This window comes from Pseudomonas sp. NPDC089534 (assembly GCF_044749305.1).
GTDB classification, from domain to species: Bacteria; Pseudomonadota; Gammaproteobacteria; order Pseudomonadales; family Pseudomonadaceae; genus Aquipseudomonas; species Aquipseudomonas ekonensis.
Genome location: NZ_JBIVHR010000119.1, coordinates 1 through 15,396 on the forward strand (window position 1 = coordinate 1; position 15,396 = coordinate 15,396).

Genomic DNA, 15,396 nt, shown 5'->3' on the forward strand with positions numbered 1-15,396 from the left:
CTGCGGCATCACCTGACGGATGAAGGTCAGGGCTTCGTCCTGGGCTTCGACGCTGTCGATCAGCACTTCGCCGATGTCCTGGCGCAGGTAGTCGCGGATGGCGCGGATGATGACGTTGCTTTCCTGGTAGATCAGGAACGGCGCGGAACGGTCCAGCGAGGCTTCCTTGATGGCGGTCCACAGCTGCAGCAGGTAGTCGAGGTCCCACTGCATTTCTTCGCTGCTGCGGCCCAGGCCTGCGGTGCGCACGATCAGGCCCATGTCGGCCGGAGCCACCAGGCCGTTCAGCGCTTCGCGCAGTTCGTTGCGCTCTTCGCCTTCGATGCGGCGGGAGATGCCGCCGGCGCGCGGGTTGTTCGGCATCAGCACGAGGTAGCGGCCGGCCAGGCTGATGAAGGTGGTCAGGGCGGCGCCCTTGTTGCCACGTTCTTCTTTCTCGACCTGGACGATGACTTCCTGGCCTTCGCTCAGGACGTCCTTGATGTTGACGCGGCCTTCAGGGGCTTTCTTGAAGTATTCGCGGGAAATTTCTTTGAGGGGCAGGAAGCCGTGGCGCTCGGAGCCGAAATCGACGAAGGCGGCCTCGAGGCTAGGTTCGATGCGCGTGATGCGGCCCTTGTAGATGTTGGCCTTTTTCTGCTCGCGGGCACCGGACTCGATGTCCAGGTCGTAGAGGCGCTGGCCGTCTACCAGGGCAACACGCAACTCTTCGGGTTGAGTTGCGTTAATCAGCATTCTTTTCATGTAGTACCGTCGGTTTCCGGGCTGCCGGAAACGGCGTTCGGCACACACGACTTCTCACGGTCGGTGTCAGGTGCGTCGGGAGTGGCTGGCCATTCCCGTGTCCAGCGATGTCCGGCCTGTGGCGCGGGTATCGCGACGTACGCGTCCTGCTTGCTGTGGCTACTTAAGCACTCAGTCAGGAGGAGGAATCAACCGGCGGCTGCGGACGGGATGAAGCGTCTTGATAAAGCCTGTCGCTACGCAGTCCAGCGGTTGTGCATCTCCACCCTACACGTATCCCTGATAATTCGGGTGCTGCCGCGCGCAGAATCCGCAGCGGGTTGGCATTTACCGTGAGCTCCGGAAGGGGAGGTCACGCATCATGGCTATTTTTCAGGCGATGTTTCCGAAGCCTTCGCTCGGGGTCATCCGCAGATGACTGCACTTTGTGAACTGGCCGTGAATATGGCGCGCCTGGCGAGTGGAAACTCTGCCTGGCGGCGTGAATCAGGCCTCATGTCACCTGCGCTCGTTGCACCTGCAAACTCCACCGTTACGTAGCGAAAGCCCCGTAGGACGGCCTTGCGCCCTGGTGAATTGCGTTGGTCAGGGCCGGTCTTTGACCGTGGTTCCGCTGTCCAGGCCGCTTTTGGCGGCGTTCGCGACTATAGCAGCAATGATTAAGTGCTTCAATTCCATAAAAATTGTTATCATCCGCGCCATGACGACCACAACCCCTCCGACCTCCGGCGTTCAAATGCTCGAGGTCTCGCCGGAATATGCCGGCCAGCGAATCGACAATTTCCTCCTAGCCCGTCTCAAAGGCGTGCCCAAGACCTTGATTTACCGCATTTTGCGCAAAGGTGAAGTGCGGGTGAACAAGGGGCGGATCAAGCCCGAGTACAAGCTTCAGGCCGGCGATGTCGTGCGTGTGCCGCCGGTGCGCGTGCCTGAGCGCGACGAGCCTGTGCCGGTCGCCCAGGGCTTGCTGCAGCGCCTGGAAGAAGCGATCGTCTACGAAGACAAGGCCCTGATCGTGATCAACAAGCCCGCCGGCATTGCGGTTCACGGCGGCAGCGGGCTCAATTTCGGCGTGATCGAAGCCTTTCGTCAGTTGCGTCCCGACGCGAAGGAGCTGGAGCTGGTGCACCGCCTCGACCGCGACACCTCCGGCCTGCTGATGATCGCCAAGAAGCGCAGCATGCTGCGTCACTTGCACGAGCAGTTGCGCGGTGACGGCGTCGACAAGCGGTACATGGCGCTGGTGCGCGGCCACTGGGCGACATCGATCAAGCAGGTGCGCGCACCGTTGCTCAAGAGCAACCTGCGCTCCGGCGAGCGCATGGTCGAAGTCAACGACGAGGGCAAGGAGGCGTTGACCGTGTTCAAGGTGCTGCGCCGCTTCGGCGAGTTCGCGACCATGGTCGAGGCCAAGCCGGTGACCGGGCGTACCCACCAGATCCGCGTGCATACGCTGCATGCCGGGCATTGCATCGCCGGCGACAGCAAGTACGGCGACGATGATTTCACCAAGGAAATCCGCGAGTTGGGCGGCAAGCGTCTGTTTCTGCATGCGTACATGCTGACGGTGCCGCTGCCTGACGGCGGTGAACTGAAATTGCAGGCCCCGGTGGACGACATGTGGGCCAAGACCGTGGAGCGCCTGAGTGCAGCACCCTGACTACAAACTGCTGATCTTCGATTGGGACGGCACGCTGGCCGACTCCATCGGTCGGATCGTCGAGGCGATGCACGTCGCCTCCGAGCGTTCCGGCTTCGAGTTGCGCGATGATTCCGCCGTCAAGGGCATCATCGGGCTGGGGTTGCCCGAGGCGATCCGCACCCTGTATCCGGAGATCGGCGATGACGAACTGATCGCGTTCCGCGGGCACTACGCCGATCACTACATCGCTGCCGAAGCCGTGCCTTCGCCGCTGTTCGAGGGCGTGGCCGAATCGCTGGAGTCGTTCCGCGCCGACGGTTACCGCCTGGCGGTGGCGACCGGCAAGGCCCGGCGCGGCCTGGATCGGGTGCTGAGGGCACATGGCTGGGAAGATTATTTCGATATCACCCGGGCCGCCGACGAAACCGCGAGCAAGCCGCATCCGTTGATGCTGGAGCAGATCCTTGCCCATTGCGGCGTGAGTCCGGAGCAGGCGCTGATGGTCGGGGACTCTTCCTTCGACCTGGAGATGGCGCGCAATGCCGGCATGGGGTCGGTGGCGGTCAGCTACGGCGCTCAGCCGATCGAGGCGCTGAGGGTGTTCGAGCCGCGTCTGACGATCGACCGGTTCTCTCAATTGCACGCCTGGCTGGGGCAGCAGGCCTAATACGTTTTCCCTGGGGTGGATGGCATGACCGACGAATGGAAAGCACCGGCCAAGGCAAGCGCCGAGGACGGTGATGCGAAGAGCTGGAAGCTGCTGGAGAAGACCCTGTTGGCCAGCGTGCAGGAACAGCGCCGTTCGCGGCGCTGGGGGATCTTCTTCAAGCTGCTGACGTTTGTGTACCTGTTTGTTGCCTTGATCCTGTTCACGCCGCTGATGGACATGGAGAAAAGCGCGGCCCGCGGCCCGAACTACACCGCCTTGATCGACATCAACGGCATGATCGCCGACAAGGAGCCGGCCAGCGCCGACAACATCGTCGGCAGCCTCAGGGCGGCGTTCGAGGACAAGAAGGTCAAGGGCGTGATCCTGCGGATCAACAGCCCGGGCGGCAGTCCGGTGCAGTCGGGTTACGTGTATGACGAAATCAAGCGCCTGCGTGGACTGAACCCGGATACCAAGCTGTATGCGGTCATTTCCGACCTCGGGGCGTCCGGTGCCTACTACATCGCCAGCGCGGCGGATCAGATCTATGCCGACAAGGCCAGCCTGGTGGGCTCTATCGGGGTGACGGCGGCGGGTTATGGCTTTGTCGGCACCATGGAGAAGCTGGGGGTCGAGCGCCGCACCTACACTTCCGGCGAGCACAAGTCGTTCCTGGATCCGTTCCAGCCGCAGAAGCCTGAAGAGACGGCGTTCTGGCAGGGCGTGCTGGATACGACGCACCAGCAGTTCATCAACAGCGTCAAGAAGGGGCGTGGCGACCGGCTCAAGGACAAGGAGCATCCTGAACTCTTCTCTGGCCTGGTCTGGTCCGGCGAGCAGGCTTTGCCGCTGGGGTTGATCGACGGGCTGGGCAATGCCAGCTCGGTGGCGCGCGATGTGATCGGCGAAAAGGAACTGGTGGACTTCACTGTCCAGGAGTCGCCGTTCGACCGTTTCTCCAAGAAGCTCGGCGCCAGCGTGGCCGAGCAGTTGGCGATGTGGATGGGCTTTCACGGTCCGTCGCTGCGCTGAGCGCTCTCTGATACCGGAAACCGGCCTTGAGGGCCGGTTTTTTGTGGGTCAGGGAATTTGCACGCCTTCGGTCAGCAGCATGTCGGTCAGGCGAATCAGCGGCAGGCCGACCAGGCTAGTGGCGTCCGGGCCTTCGGTGCGCTGGAACAGGCTCACGCCCAAGCCTTCGGCCTTGAAGCTGCCGGCGCAGTCGTACGGCTGTTCGGCGCGCAGGTAGCGCTCGATGCGGTTCTCGTCCAGGGTGCGCATGTGCACCGTGAAGGGAATGCAGTCGATTTGACACTGGCCTGTGCGGCTGTTGAGCAGGGCCAGCCCGGTGAGGAATGTGACGCTGGTGCCGCTGGCGGACAGCAGTTGTTCGCGGGCCTTTTCGAAGGTGTGCGGCTTGCCGATGATCCGGTCGCCGAGCACGGCGACCTGGTCGGAGCCGATGATCAGATGGTCGGGGTGGCTGTCGGCGAGGGCGCGGGCCTTCTGTTCGGCAAGGCGCTTGACCAGTTCGGTGGCGGACTCGTTCGGGCGATGGCTTTCGTCGATGTCCGGCGACCGGCAGATGAACGGCAGGCGCAGGCGGCTGAGCAATTCCCGGCGGTAGGTCGAGCTTGAGGCGAGTAATAAAGGCAGCATGCGCATCTCCTGAGGCAGGGTCGGGATTCTAGCGGAGGCGGGCAAGTGACGGACAGGGCGGAATTTCCTTTGACATGGGCGGGGGCATCCCTATAATGCTGCGCCTATGTTGAATGACCCGATTCCACCTCACGTTGACCCGCGCAAATTGGCTGATCGTGGCGCCACCCTTCAAGGTGAGCTGCTGCTGGCCGATTTGGAGAGACTCTGCGACCCGCTTTCCGACGATGTCGGTACGGTGCAGGCCAAATTCGTTTTTGAACGAGATGAACGTAATGCCGTGGTGATCCACAGCGTTATCGACACTGAAGTCAAAATGGTTTGCCAGCGTTGTCTTGAGCTGGTCACCCTGCCGATCCACAGCGAATGCAGTTACGCGGTGGTGAAGGAGGGTGCGAATACCCAGTCGTTACCGAAAGGTTATGACGTGCTGGAACTGGGCGAAGATCCTTTGGATCTGCAGTCACTGATCGAGGAAGAGCTTCTGCTCGCCTTGCCCATTGTGCCTGCTCATCATCCGGAAGAATGCCAGCAGCCGGCGGGCGCAGATGAGCCCGAGCCGAGCGAGGACGAGGTAACGCGGTCCAACCCGTTCAGTGTATTGGCGCAGTTAAAGCGTGACCCAAACGTTTAGGAGTTAATCAATTATGGCTGTTCAGCAGAACAAAAAATCCCGCTCTGCCCGTGACATGCGCCGTTCGCACGACGCTCTCGAGGCGAACGCTCTGTCCGTGGAAAAAACCACCGGTGAAGTACACCTGCGTCACCACGTATCGCCAGAAGGCGTATACCGTGGCCGTAAAGTGATCGACAAGGGCGCCGACGAGTAATCACTTGTCCGCTCAAGTCATCGCGATTGACGCAATGGGCGGGGACTTCGGTCCCCGCAGCATTGTTCAGGCCAGCCTCGCTTGCCTTTCCGCCACACCCTCGCTGCACCTGACCCTCGTCGGTCAACCCTCCCTACTTGAAGAACTGCTCAGCGGCCAATCGGCTGCGGATCGCGCGCGCCTGACGATCATGCCGGCGTCCGAAGTCATCACCATGGACGAAAAACCGGCCCAGGCCCTGCGCGGCAAACCGGACTCGTCGATGCGTGTCGCCCTTGAGCTGCTGCGCGACGGCAAGGTCCAGGCCTGTGTCAGCGCCGGCAACACCGGTGCGCTGATGGCGCTCTCCCGTTTCGTGCTCAAGACCTTGCCCGGCATCGACCGTCCGGCGATGGTCGCGGCGATCCCGACCCAGAAAGGCTATTGCCAGCTGCTCGATCTGGGGGCCAACGTCGATTGCAGCGCCGAGCATCTGCTGCAGTTCGCGGTGATGGGGTCGGTGGCGGCGCAGACCCTGGGCATTGCCCGTCCGCGGGTGGCGCTGCTGAATATCGGCACCGAGGACATCAAAGGCAACCAGCAGGTCAAGCTGGCGGCCACCTTGCTGCAGGCCGCACGGGGCATTCACTACATCGGGTTCGTCGAAGGGGACGGGTTGTACCGCGGCGAAGCGGATGTCGTGGTGTGCGACGGGTTCGTCGGCAATATCCTGCTCAAGTCCAGCGAAGGGCTGGCGGCGATGATCTCGGCGCGAATCGAGGCGCTGTTCAAGAAGAACATGGCGTCCCGGGCGGTCGGAGCGCTGGCGTTGCCGCTGATGAAGCGCTTGCAGGCCGACCTGGCGCCGGCGCGGCACAACGGGGCGAGTTTCCTCGGGTTGCAGGGCATTGTGGTGAAAAGTCACGGCTCCGCTGGGGTTCAGGGCTTTCAGAGCGCGATTCAGCGCGCCTTGATCGAGATTCAGGAGAACCTGCCCGAGCGTCTTCACGGCCGTCTGGGGGATTTGTTGTCTTAGGCGTTTTCGTCGGACAATGCTTAAATGTGACCGCCCGGTTCAAAGGGCCATCCAACTGTCAGTTTCTTGCGTCCTCCTAGCGGGGCGCCAATTCTTCGACGACAAGATCATTAGGGGCTTGTTACATGTCTGCTTCCCTCGCATTCGTCTTTCCAGGACAGGGTTCGCAGTCCCTCGGCATGCTGGCCGAGCTGGGCGCGGAACATCCATCGATCCTCGAAACCTTCAAAGAAGCCTCCGATGCCCTGGGCTACGACCTGTGGGCGCTGACCCAGCAGGGCCCGGAAGAGCTGCTCAACCAGACCGACAAGACCCAACCCGCCATCCTGACCGCCTCCATCGCTCTGTGGCGCCTGTGGCTGGCTGAAGGTGGCGCGCGTCCGGCGTTCGTCGCCGGCCACAGCCTGGGCGAGTACAGCGCGCTGGTCGCCGCCGGCAGCCTGAGCCTGGCCGATGCGGTGAAGCTCGTCGAGCGCCGTGGCCAGTTGATGCAGGAAGCGGTTCCGGCCGGTCAGGGCGGCATGGCTGCCATTCTCGGCCTGGAAGACGCCGACGTGCGGGCCGCCTGCGCCGAAGCGGCACAGGGCGAAGTGGTGAGCGCGGTCAATTTCAACTCGCCGGGCCAGGTGGTGATCGCCGGCGCCAAGGCGGCCGTCGACCGTGCCATCGAAATCTGCAAGGCCAAAGGCGCCAAGCGGGCCATGCCGCTGCCGGTGAGCGTGCCGTCGCACTGCGAACTGATGCGTCCGGCCGCTGAGCGCTTCGCCGAAGCCGTCGCCGCCATCGACTGGCAGGCGCCGCAGATTCCGGTGGTGCAGAACGTCAGCGCCCAGGTGCCGGCGGATCTGGACACCCTCAAGCGTGACCTGCTCGAACAGCTGTACAAGCCGGTGCGCTGGGTCGAGTCCGTACAGACCCTGGCCGCCAGCGGCGCGACCAGCCTGGTCGAGTGCGGTCCCGGCAAGGTCCTGGCCGGCCTGAACAAGCGCTGCGCCGAAGGCGTATCGACTTCCAACCTCAATACCCCAGACGCTTTCGCTGCCGCCCGTGCAGCGCAGGCCTGAATCAGGAGAAACTTGCATGAGTCTGCAAGGTAAAGTTGCACTGGTCACCGGCGCGAGCCGTGGCATCGGCCAGGCCATCGCCCTGGAACTGGGTCGTCAGGGCGCCATCGTCGTCGGCACCGCGACTTCCGCGTCGGGCGCCGAGCGCATTGCCGCCACCCTGAAGGAACACGGCATCCAGGGCACCGGCCTGGAACTCAACGTCACCAGCGACGAGTCCGTCAGCGCGGTGCTGGCAAGCATCCAGGAGCAGTTCGGCGCGCCGGCGATCCTGGTCAACAATGCCGGCATCACCCGCGACAACCTGATGATGCGCATGAAAGACGACGAATGGTACGACGTGATCGATACCAACCTGAACAGTCTGTATCGCCTGTCCAAGGGCGTTCTGCGCGGCATGACCAAGGCGCGTTGGGGTCGGATCATCAGTATCGGCTCGGTGGTGGGTGCCATGGGCAACGCCGGCCAAGTAAACTATGCGGCCGCCAAGGCCGGTCTGGAAGGTTTCAGCCGGGCGATGGCCCGTGAAGTCGGTTCGCGTTCGATTACGGTCAACTCGGTGACCCCGGGGTTCATCGACACCGATATGACCCGCGAGCTGCCGGAAGCGCAGCGCGAAGCCCTGCAGACGCAAATTCCGCTGGGTCGTCTGGGGCAGGCTCAAGAGATCGCATCCGTGGTCGCTTTTCTTGCGTCCGACGGCGCGGCATACGTGACCGGGGCTACAATCCCGGTGAACGGCGGGATGTACATGTAAGACAAATGTGACGGATTGCTTCAAAAAAATGTCATACGAGCTGTCTAAAATCCGTTATAAAGCTGCAATCTATTTATAGGCAGAGGGCTGCAGGGTTCGAGGAGTGAAGCTTTCAGTTGAAAAGCTGAAAAGCCTTTCTATACACTTACCCACTGGCCAGCTGCCTGAATTTGTCCATTAGGAGTGAAAACAAGGTATGAGCACCATCGAAGAGCGCGTCAAGAAAATCGTTGCCGAGCAACTGGGTGTTAAAGAAGAAGAAGTGAAGAACGAATCTTCCTTCGTTGACGACCTGGGTGCCGACTCCCTTGACACCGTTGAGCTGGTGATGGCTCTGGAAGAGGAATTCGAGACCGAAATCCCTGACGAAGAAGCCGAGAAGATCACTACCGTACAAGCTGCAATCGATTACGTTAACGCTAACAAGGCGTAATAGTTTGTAATCGTTGTTCGCTGTCATGGAAAAACCGCACTGCCATCATGGCGTGCGGTTTTTTCTTTAGGCCTGATGCAAATCGTCATTTGAAAAAGGAGAGTGCTGTGTCGCGTAGACGCGTCGTAGTCACCGGTATGGGTATGTTGTCGCCACTGGGCACGGACGTGCCGAGCAGTTGGCAGGGCATTCTGGCTGGCCGCAGTGGCATTGGTCTGATCGAACACACCGACCTTTCTGCCTATTCCACCCGCTTTGGCGGCTCGGTAAAGGGCTTCAATGTCGAGGAATACCTGTCGGTCAAGGAAGCACGCAAGCTCGACCTGTTCATTCAGTACGGTCTCGCTGCGGGTTTTCAGGCCGTGCGCAACGCCGGCCTGGAAGTCACCGACGCCAACCGTGAACGCATTGGCGTGGCCATGGGTTCGGGTATCGGCGGTCTGACCAACATCGAAGAAACCAGCCGCACCTTGCACGAAACCGGCCCGCGCCGGATTTCCCCGTTCTTCGTGCCCGGCTCGATCATCAACATGATTTCTGGCTTCCTGTCGATCCACCTGGGCGCACAGGGGCCCAACTACGCCATCGCCACGGCCTGCACCACCGGTACGCACTGCATCGGCATGGCGGCTCGCAACATCATGTACGGCGAAGCCGACGTGATGATTGCCGGCGGTGCCGAAATGGCCGCCTGCGGCCTGGGCATGGGCGGCTTCGGCGCCTCCCGCGCGCTGTCGACCCGCAACGACGAGCCTACCCGTGCCAGCCGTCCGTGGGACAAGGGCCGCGACGGTTTCGTGCTGTCCGACGGCGCCGGCGCCCTGGTGCTCGAAGAGCTGGAGCACGCCAAGGCCCGTGGCGCGACCATCTACGCCGAACTGATCGGCTTCGGCACCAGCGGCGATGCCTACCACATGACGTCGCCGCCCGCCGACGGCGCCGGTGCCGCACGATGCATCACCAATGCGCTGCGTGACGCGAAGATCAACGCCGACCAGGTGCAGTACATCAACGCTCACGGCACTTCGACCCCGGCCGGCGACCTCGCCGAAGCCCAGGCGATCAAGTCCGTGTTCGGCGATCACGCCTACAGGCTGGCCGTGAGCTCGACCAAGTCGATGACCGGCCACCTGCTGGGTGCGGCGGGGGCGGTCGAGGCGATCTTCAGCGTGCTGGCGATCAACGGTCAGGTGGCGCCTCCGACCATCAACCTCGATGAGCCGGACGACGGCTGCGACCTCGATTTCGTGCCGCACACTGCGCGCAACATGGACATCGACGTCGTGCTGTCCAACTCCTTCGGGTTTGGCGGCACCAACGGCACGTTGGCGTTCCGCCGGTTCGCCGGCTGATGGACTGCTGGGTCGACGGTCAACCGGCTGACGCACTGTCGCTGAAAGACCGCGGCCTGGCCTACGGCGACGGCCTGTTCGAGACCGTCGCCGTGCGGGGCGGGCAGCCGCTGTTGCTGGAGCGGCATCTGGCGCGCCTGGCCGAAGGCTGCTCGCGCCTGGCCATCGCGGCCGACATCGAGCAGGTTCGCCATGAGCTGTCGGCCTACGCCCGGGCGATGGGCGAAGGTGTGCTCAAACTCATCCTCACCCGTGGCGACGGCCTGCGGGGGTATGCGCCAGACGCGGCGGCCCAGGGCCGGCGCATCCTGCTGGGCAACCCTCCGGCGACCTATCCCGCGGCCCATGGCGAGCAGGGCGTTCGTCTGTTTCCGTGCAGCACACGCCTCTCCCATCAACCGCTCCTTGCCGGGCTCAAGCATCTCAATCGCCTGGAACAGGTCATCGCCCGCGCCGAATGGCAGGATGGCGAGCACGCCGAAGGCCTGATGCTCGATCAGGCCGGCCGGGTGATCGAGGGCGTGTTCAGCAACCTGTTCCTGGTGCGCGACGGCGTACTGGTCACCGCAGACCTGAAGCGTTGCGGGGTGGCCGGTGTGATGCGCGCCGAGCTGCTGTCTCAGGCCCGTGCCCTTGGAATTGCCACCCAAATCACCGACATCGGCCTCGAACAGCTGCAATGGGCCGATGAAGTGTTTGTCTGCAACAGCGTCTATGGCGTCTGGCCGGTACGTGCCTGCGCCGCACTGAGCTGGCCGGTTGGCCCGCTCACCCGTAAACTGCAAACCATTGCCCGCGCGCTACTGGATGCCTGATTCGTGAGACGTAAATTATTGCTGCTGCTGGAGACCGGACTGGTTCTGGCAGGGCTGCTGATGGGCGCGAGCGCCTGGAAGATTCATTCGGCGCTGGAACAGCCGCTGAACATCACGCAGGAAGAACTGCTGGATGTACCCAAGGGGTCGACCCCGACCCGCACTTTCCTCGGGCTTGAAGCTGACGGCGTCATCAAGGACGCTTTCTGGCTGCGGGTCTATTGGCGCTTCAACCTGGCCGGCACCCCGATTCACAGCGGTGAATACCGCATGCAGCCGGGCATGACCGTCAACGGTCTGATCGAGTTGTGGAAGCGGGGGGATGTGGTTCAGTACAGCCTGACCCTGGTCGAAGGCTGGAACTTCCATCAGGTGCGCGCCGCCTTGGCCAAGGACGAGAAGCTCGAGCAGACCCTCAACGGCCTCAGCGACAGCCAGGTGATGGAGAAGATCGGCCATCGCGGCCTGTTCCCGGAAGGCCGTTTCTTCCCGGACACCTACCGTTTCGTGCGTGGCATGAGCGACACCGAGCTGCTCAAGAAGGCCTTCGACCGCCTGGACGAAGTGTTGGCCAAGGAGTGGGAGAGCCGCTCGGCCGATGCACCTTACACCGAGCCTTACCAGGCGTTGATCATGGCTTCGCTGGTGGAGAAGGAAACCGGCGTGCCCCAGGAGCGCGGCCAGATCGCCGGCGTGTTCGTGCGGCGCATGGCGCTCGGCATGCAGCTGCAGACCGATCCGACCGTGATCTACGGGCTGGGCGACCGCTACAACGGCAAGCTGACCCGCGCCCATCTCAAGGAAGCCACGCCCTACAACACGTATGTGATTCCGGGATTGCCGCCGACGCCGATCGCCATGGTCGGACGCGAGGCGATCCACGCGGCGCTCAATCCGGTGGAAGGCAACAGCCTGTATTTCGTCGCCCGTGGCGATGGCAGCCATGTCTTCTCCGACGATCTGGACGCGCACAACAACGCCGTGCGTGAGTTCCAGCTCAAGCGGCGCGCCGACTACCGCTCGAGCCCCGCGCCGGCCGGTCAGGTCGCCGCGCCGGAAGCTGCACCGGCGGGCGAGGATGCAATGCCTGCGGCCTCGCCCGATGCCGCGCCGGAGTCGTTGCCGTCGGTTCCTCCGCAGGAACCGGTGCCGGCCCCCGACGCGACCGCTCCGCAAACGACGCAATGAACTTGATGAAGGACTGCCTGTGACTGGCTTGTTTATCACCCTGGAAGGCCCGGAAGGCGCCGGCAAGAGCACCAACCGCGAGTATCTCGCCGAGCGCCTGCGCGACGCCGGCATCGAAGTGGTGCTGACCCGCGAACCCGGCGGCACGCCGATGGCCGAGCGGATCCGTGAAGTGCTGCTGGCTCCGGCCGATGAGGTCATGAACCCGGACACCGAACTGCTGCTGGTGTTCGCGGCCCGTGCGCAGCACCTGGCCGAAGTGATCCGTCCGGCGCTGGCCCGCGGTGCGGTGGTGCTGTGCGACCGCTTCACCGATTCGACCTACGCGTACCAGGGCGGTGGTCGCGGCTTGTCGCTGGAGCGCATCGCCACGCTGGAAAGCTTTGTCCAGGGCGATCTGCGCCCGGACCTGACGCTGATTTTCGACCTGCCGGTGGATGTCGGCCTGGCCCGGGCCGCGGCCCGGGGCCGGCTGGATCGTTTCGAGCTGGAAGGGCAGGCGTTTTTCGAGGCGGTGCGCAGTGCGTTCCTCAAGCGGGCCGCGGCGGATCCTGAGCGTTATGCCCTGATCGATGCCGCTCAGCCTTTGGCCCAGGTTCAGCGCTCCATCGACGCCTTGCTGCCGCGTCTGCTGGAGCGCAGCCGTGGCTGAAGCCTATCCGTGGCAGGACGGCCTCTGGCGGCAACTGGCCGGCCGCAGCCAGCACGCGCACGCTTACCTGCTGCACGGCCCCGCCGGGATCGGCAAGCGGGCGCTGGCCGAACGGCTGATGGCCAGTCTGCTGTGCCAGCGACCGACGCCGGACGCCTGCGGCGAATGCAAATCCTGCCTGCTGCTCAAGGCCGGCAGCCATCCGGACAACTACATCCTGGAGCCGGAGGAGGCCGACAAGGCGATCAAGGTCGACCAAGTGCGCGACCTGGTGAGTTTCGTGGTGCAGACCGCGCAACTGGGCGGGCGCAAAGTGGTGCTGATCGAGCCGGTGGAGTCGATGAACATCAACGCCGCCAACGCCTTGCTCAAGAGCCTTGAGGAGCCTTCCGGCGACACCGTGCTGCTGTTGGTCAGCCACCAGCCGAGCCGCCTGCTGCCGACGATCAAGAGCCGCTGCGTGCAGCAGGCTTGTCCGCTGCCGGGCGAGGCCATGAGCCTGACGTGGCTGGCCGGCGCCTTGCCGGAATGTTCCGAAGACGAGCGTGTCGAACTGTTGACCCTGGCCGCCGGTTCGCCGCTGGCGGCGGTCACCTTGCACAATCAGGGCGTGCGGGAGCAGCGGGCGCAGGTGGTCGACGGGGTGAAGAAGCTGCTCAAGCAGCAGCAGTCCGCGATGCAACTGGCCGAGGAATGGAAGAGTATTCCGATGCTGCGCCTGTTCGACTGGTTCTGCGATTGGTCGAACCTGATCCTGCGCTATCAGTTGACCCAGGATGAAAACGGCCTGGGCCTGGGCGACATGCAAAAGGTCGTGCAGTACCTGGCGCAGAAAAGCGCCCAGGGCAAAGTGCTCGACATCCAGGACTGGATCCTGGCCCAGCGCCAGAAGGTGCTGAGCAAGGCCAACCTCAATCCGGCGCTGTTGCTGGAGTCGCTGCTGGTGCAGTGGGCGGGGTTGCCTGCCCAGCGGTGATGGCTGAATGAACGACCCAAAAGCGATGGTGTGCGCCTAGACTCTGAAGATCAGCAGTGGAGGTCAACATGAATGAACCTGTCAGCCCCGGGCCGCGCAACGGCATCCTGTCCCTGGCCATCAAGGACAAGTCTGTGCTGTACGCCGCCTACATGCCGTTCATCAAAAACGGAGGCCTGTTCATCCCGACCAACAAAAGCTACAGGTTGGGCGATGAGGTGTTCATGCTGCTGCACCTGATGGACGAGGCGGAAAAGATTCCGGTCGCCGGCAAGGTGGCCTGGATCACCCCGAAAGGGGCGCAAGGCAACCGCGCGGCGGGCGTCGGCGTGCAGTTCAACGATGGCGACAACACCGCCCGCAGTCGCATCGAAACCCACCTGGCCGGAGCCCTGAAGTCCGACCGTCCCACTCATACGATGTAAGTTGCAGCCTTTTTATGCTTGTAGATTCCCATTGCCACCTCGATCGCCTTGACCTCGCCGCCCACGACGGCTCCCTGGATGCCGCCCTGGATACCGCCCGGCAACGCGGGGTCGGGCATTTTCTGTGCATCGGCGTCAGCGCCGACAACGCCGCCGATGTGAAAGCGCTGGCCGAACGTTACGACGATGTCGACTGTTCGGTGGGTGTGCATCCGCTGGACGTCCAGCCGGGCGCGGCGCCGGCGCTGGACTGGCTGTTGCGCGAGGTCGATCACCCCAAAGTGGTGGCCATCGGTGAGACCGGGCTGGACTACCACTACGAACCGGAAGCCGCCGAGCTCCAGCAGGAGTCCTTCCGGTTGCACCTGCAGGCCGCGCAGCAGACCGGCAAGCCGGTGATCATCCATACCCGTGGCGCGCGCGAGGACACCCTGGCGCTGTTGCGCGAGGCGGCGCTGCCCCAGGCCGGCGTGCTGCATTGCTTCACCGAGGATTGGGACATGGCCAAGGCCGCCCTCGACATGGGCTACTACATTTCCCTGTCGGGCATCGTGACGTTCCGCAACGCCGATGCGTTGCGCGATGTGGCCAGCCGCGTTCCGGCCGATCGGCTGCTGGTGGAGACCGACTCGCCTTACCTCGCGCCGATCCCGTATCGCGGCAAGCCGAACCTGCCGCAGTACGTGCGGGAAGTGGCAGAGTTCCTGGCGATGCTGCGGGGGGAGAGCTACGAGCGCTTTGCCGAGCAGACCACGGCGAACTTCAGGCGGCTGTTTCCGCTGGCCCATGTAAGCGCCTGAATCGCAGGCAAAAAAAACCCGGGTTCTGGGGGGTGAATCCGGGTTAAGACCATTAGGAGTAAAACAAAGGCACGCGGTCCTTTGGTACCTTTACCGGCGCGGCACTTGGGGGAGATGCCGCCCGACAGTTCAAGTATTGATCAGTCTGGCGTTCAGTCCAGCGGGTCGGCCGGGGTTTTTAAACAAATTTGGAATACGATCGCTTCGGTTGAGTTCTCATTCCCCGGCAAACGTTCGTGAAATGAACGGGATACACAGATATGGTCGGATGATCCGTGCATTTTTGCGCAAGTTAGGCATAATACGCGGCTTCGTATTTTGACCCCTACAGACCTTTTCTTATGCACAAAGAACCTCGTAAGGTCCGTGAGTTTCGTCGCCGCGAGCAAGAAATT

At 63.0% G+C, this 15,396-nt stretch carries 18 protein-coding genes; 16 read left to right on the forward strand and 2 right to left on the reverse strand.

Annotated elements, in window-relative coordinates:
• A partial coding sequence (locus ACIP0B_RS25280) for a ribonuclease E/G (RefSeq protein ID WP_400837160.1) occupies nt 1-744 on the reverse strand: 744 nt, incomplete at its 3' end.
• Between the two features lie 700 nt (nt 745-1,444).
• On the opposite strand from ACIP0B_RS25280, the gene rluC reads away from it, so the two are divergent.
• Genes rluC through ACIP0B_RS25295 form a run of 3 tightly spaced genes read left to right on the forward strand, consistent with a single transcriptional unit; the run spans nt 1,445 to nt 4,067 of the window.
• On the forward strand, nt 1,445-2,404 hold the full coding sequence (gene rluC / locus ACIP0B_RS25285; protein WP_400837162.1) for a 23S rRNA pseudouridine(955/2504/2580) synthase RluC: 960 nt from the start codon (nt 1,445-1,447) through the stop codon (nt 2,402-2,404).
• Nucleotides 2,391-3,053 (forward strand): HAD-IA family hydrolase, encoded by a 663-nt coding sequence (locus ACIP0B_RS25290; RefSeq protein ID WP_400837165.1) that lies wholly within the window; start codon nt 2,391-2,393, stop codon nt 3,051-3,053. The genes rluC and ACIP0B_RS25290 overlap by 14 nt, the downstream gene beginning before the upstream one ends.
• Before the next feature lie 24 nt (nt 3,054-3,077).
• On the forward strand, nt 3,078-4,067 hold the full coding sequence (locus tag ACIP0B_RS25295; protein ID WP_400837168.1) for a S49 family peptidase: 990 nt from the start codon (nt 3,078-3,080) through the stop codon (nt 4,065-4,067).
• Between the two features lie 48 nt (nt 4,068-4,115).
• Here ACIP0B_RS25295 and ACIP0B_RS25300 read toward each other — a convergent pair whose 3' ends face one another.
• Complete coding sequence (locus ACIP0B_RS25300; protein WP_400837171.1) at nt 4,116-4,694, reverse strand: Maf family protein; 579 nt, start codon at nt 4,692-4,694, stop codon at nt 4,116-4,118.
• 106 nt (nt 4,695-4,800) lie between these two features.
• On the opposite strand from ACIP0B_RS25300, the gene ACIP0B_RS25305 reads away from it, so the two are divergent.
• From ACIP0B_RS25305 to ACIP0B_RS25365, 13 genes are all read left to right on the forward strand, one after another.
• Complete coding sequence (locus ACIP0B_RS25305; RefSeq protein ID WP_085578123.1) at nt 4,801-5,328, forward strand: YceD family protein; 528 nt, start codon at nt 4,801-4,803, stop codon at nt 5,326-5,328.
• Between the two features lie 13 nt (nt 5,329-5,341).
• Nucleotides 5,342-5,524 carry a 50S ribosomal protein L32 gene (gene rpmF / locus ACIP0B_RS25310; protein ID WP_009406838.1) on the forward strand — a complete coding sequence of 61 codons (183 nt, stop codon included), beginning with the start codon at nt 5,342-5,344 and terminating at the stop codon, nt 5,522-5,524.
• A gap of 4 nt (nt 5,525-5,528) precedes the next feature.
• Nucleotides 5,529-6,539, forward strand: coding sequence for a phosphate acyltransferase PlsX (gene plsX, locus ACIP0B_RS25315; protein WP_400837175.1), 1,011 nt, complete (start codon nt 5,529-5,531; stop codon nt 6,537-6,539).
• A gap of 125 nt (nt 6,540-6,664) precedes the next feature.
• Nucleotides 6,665-7,603 (forward strand): ACP S-malonyltransferase, encoded by a 939-nt coding sequence (fabD, locus tag ACIP0B_RS25320; RefSeq protein WP_400837177.1) that lies wholly within the window; start codon nt 6,665-6,667, stop codon nt 7,601-7,603.
• Nucleotides 7,604-7,619: 16 nt separating this feature from the next.
• Nucleotides 7,620-8,360 (forward strand): 3-oxoacyl-ACP reductase FabG, encoded by a 741-nt coding sequence (fabG, locus tag ACIP0B_RS25325; protein ID WP_085578120.1) that lies wholly within the window; start codon nt 7,620-7,622, stop codon nt 8,358-8,360.
• A gap of 196 nt (nt 8,361-8,556) precedes the next feature.
• Nucleotides 8,557-8,793, forward strand: coding sequence for an acyl carrier protein (gene acpP / locus ACIP0B_RS25330; protein ID WP_217891028.1), 237 nt, complete (start codon nt 8,557-8,559; stop codon nt 8,791-8,793).
• Nucleotides 8,794-8,900: 107 nt separating this feature from the next.
• Complete coding sequence (gene fabF, locus ACIP0B_RS25335; RefSeq protein ID WP_400837181.1) at nt 8,901-10,145, forward strand: beta-ketoacyl-ACP synthase II; 1,245 nt, start codon at nt 8,901-8,903, stop codon at nt 10,143-10,145.
• Nucleotides 10,145-10,960, forward strand: coding sequence for an aminodeoxychorismate lyase (gene pabC / locus ACIP0B_RS25340; protein WP_400837184.1), 816 nt, complete (start codon nt 10,145-10,147; stop codon nt 10,958-10,960). The genes fabF and pabC overlap by 1 nt, the downstream gene beginning before the upstream one ends.
• Nucleotides 10,961-10,963: 3 nt before the next feature.
• On the forward strand, nt 10,964-12,148 hold the full coding sequence (gene mltG / locus ACIP0B_RS25345) for an endolytic transglycosylase MltG (protein ID WP_400837187.1): 1,185 nt from the start codon (nt 10,964-10,966) through the stop codon (nt 12,146-12,148).
• 19 nt (nt 12,149-12,167) lie between these two features.
• Nucleotides 12,168-12,800, forward strand: coding sequence for a dTMP kinase (tmk, locus tag ACIP0B_RS25350; RefSeq protein ID WP_400837190.1), 633 nt, complete (start codon nt 12,168-12,170; stop codon nt 12,798-12,800).
• Nucleotides 12,793-13,776, forward strand: coding sequence for a DNA polymerase III subunit delta' (locus tag ACIP0B_RS25355; protein WP_400837193.1), 984 nt, complete (start codon nt 12,793-12,795; stop codon nt 13,774-13,776). Before tmk ends, ACIP0B_RS25355 begins: the two co-directional genes overlap by 8 nt.
• A gap of 68 nt (nt 13,777-13,844) precedes the next feature.
• The gene (locus ACIP0B_RS25360; protein WP_400837196.1) at nt 13,845-14,201 is read left to right on the forward strand and encodes a PilZ domain-containing protein; all 357 of its coding nucleotides are present in this window, start codon (nt 13,845-13,847) and stop codon (nt 14,199-14,201) included.
• 14 nt (nt 14,202-14,215) lie between these two features.
• Complete coding sequence (locus tag ACIP0B_RS25365) at nt 14,216-15,001, forward strand: TatD family hydrolase (protein WP_400837199.1); 786 nt, start codon at nt 14,216-14,218, stop codon at nt 14,999-15,001.
• The last annotated feature ends 395 nt before the right edge of the window (nt 15,002-15,396 follow it).

Bases quoted from the DNA above. Each gene is read 5' to 3' on its own strand.
- rluC (WP_400837162.1), top strand. From the start codon at position 1,445: ATGACGACCACAACCCCTCCGACCTCCGGCGTTCAAATGCTCGAGGTC.
- ACIP0B_RS25295 (WP_400837168.1), top strand. From the start codon at position 3,078: ATGACCGACGAATGGAAAGCACCGGCCAAGGCAAGCGCCGAGGACGGT.
- ACIP0B_RS25300 (WP_400837171.1), bottom strand. From the start codon at position 4,694: ATGCTGCCTTTATTACTCGCCTCAAGCTCGACCTACCGCCGGGAATTG.
- ACIP0B_RS25305 (WP_085578123.1), top strand. From the start codon at position 4,801: ATGTTGAATGACCCGATTCCACCTCACGTTGACCCGCGCAAATTGGCT.
- rpmF (WP_009406838.1), top strand. From the start codon at position 5,342: ATGGCTGTTCAGCAGAACAAAAAATCCCGCTCTGCCCGTGACATGCGC.
- fabD (WP_400837177.1), top strand. From the start codon at position 6,665: ATGTCTGCTTCCCTCGCATTCGTCTTTCCAGGACAGGGTTCGCAGTCC.
- fabG (WP_085578120.1), top strand. From the start codon at position 7,620: ATGAGTCTGCAAGGTAAAGTTGCACTGGTCACCGGCGCGAGCCGTGGC.
- acpP (WP_217891028.1), top strand. From the start codon at position 8,557: ATGAGCACCATCGAAGAGCGCGTCAAGAAAATCGTTGCCGAGCAACTG.
- pabC (WP_400837184.1), top strand. From the start codon at position 10,145: ATGGACTGCTGGGTCGACGGTCAACCGGCTGACGCACTGTCGCTGAAA.
- ACIP0B_RS25360 (WP_400837196.1), top strand. From the start codon at position 13,845: ATGAATGAACCTGTCAGCCCCGGGCCGCGCAACGGCATCCTGTCCCTG.
- ACIP0B_RS25365 (WP_400837199.1), top strand. From the start codon at position 14,216: ATGCTTGTAGATTCCCATTGCCACCTCGATCGCCTTGACCTCGCCGCC.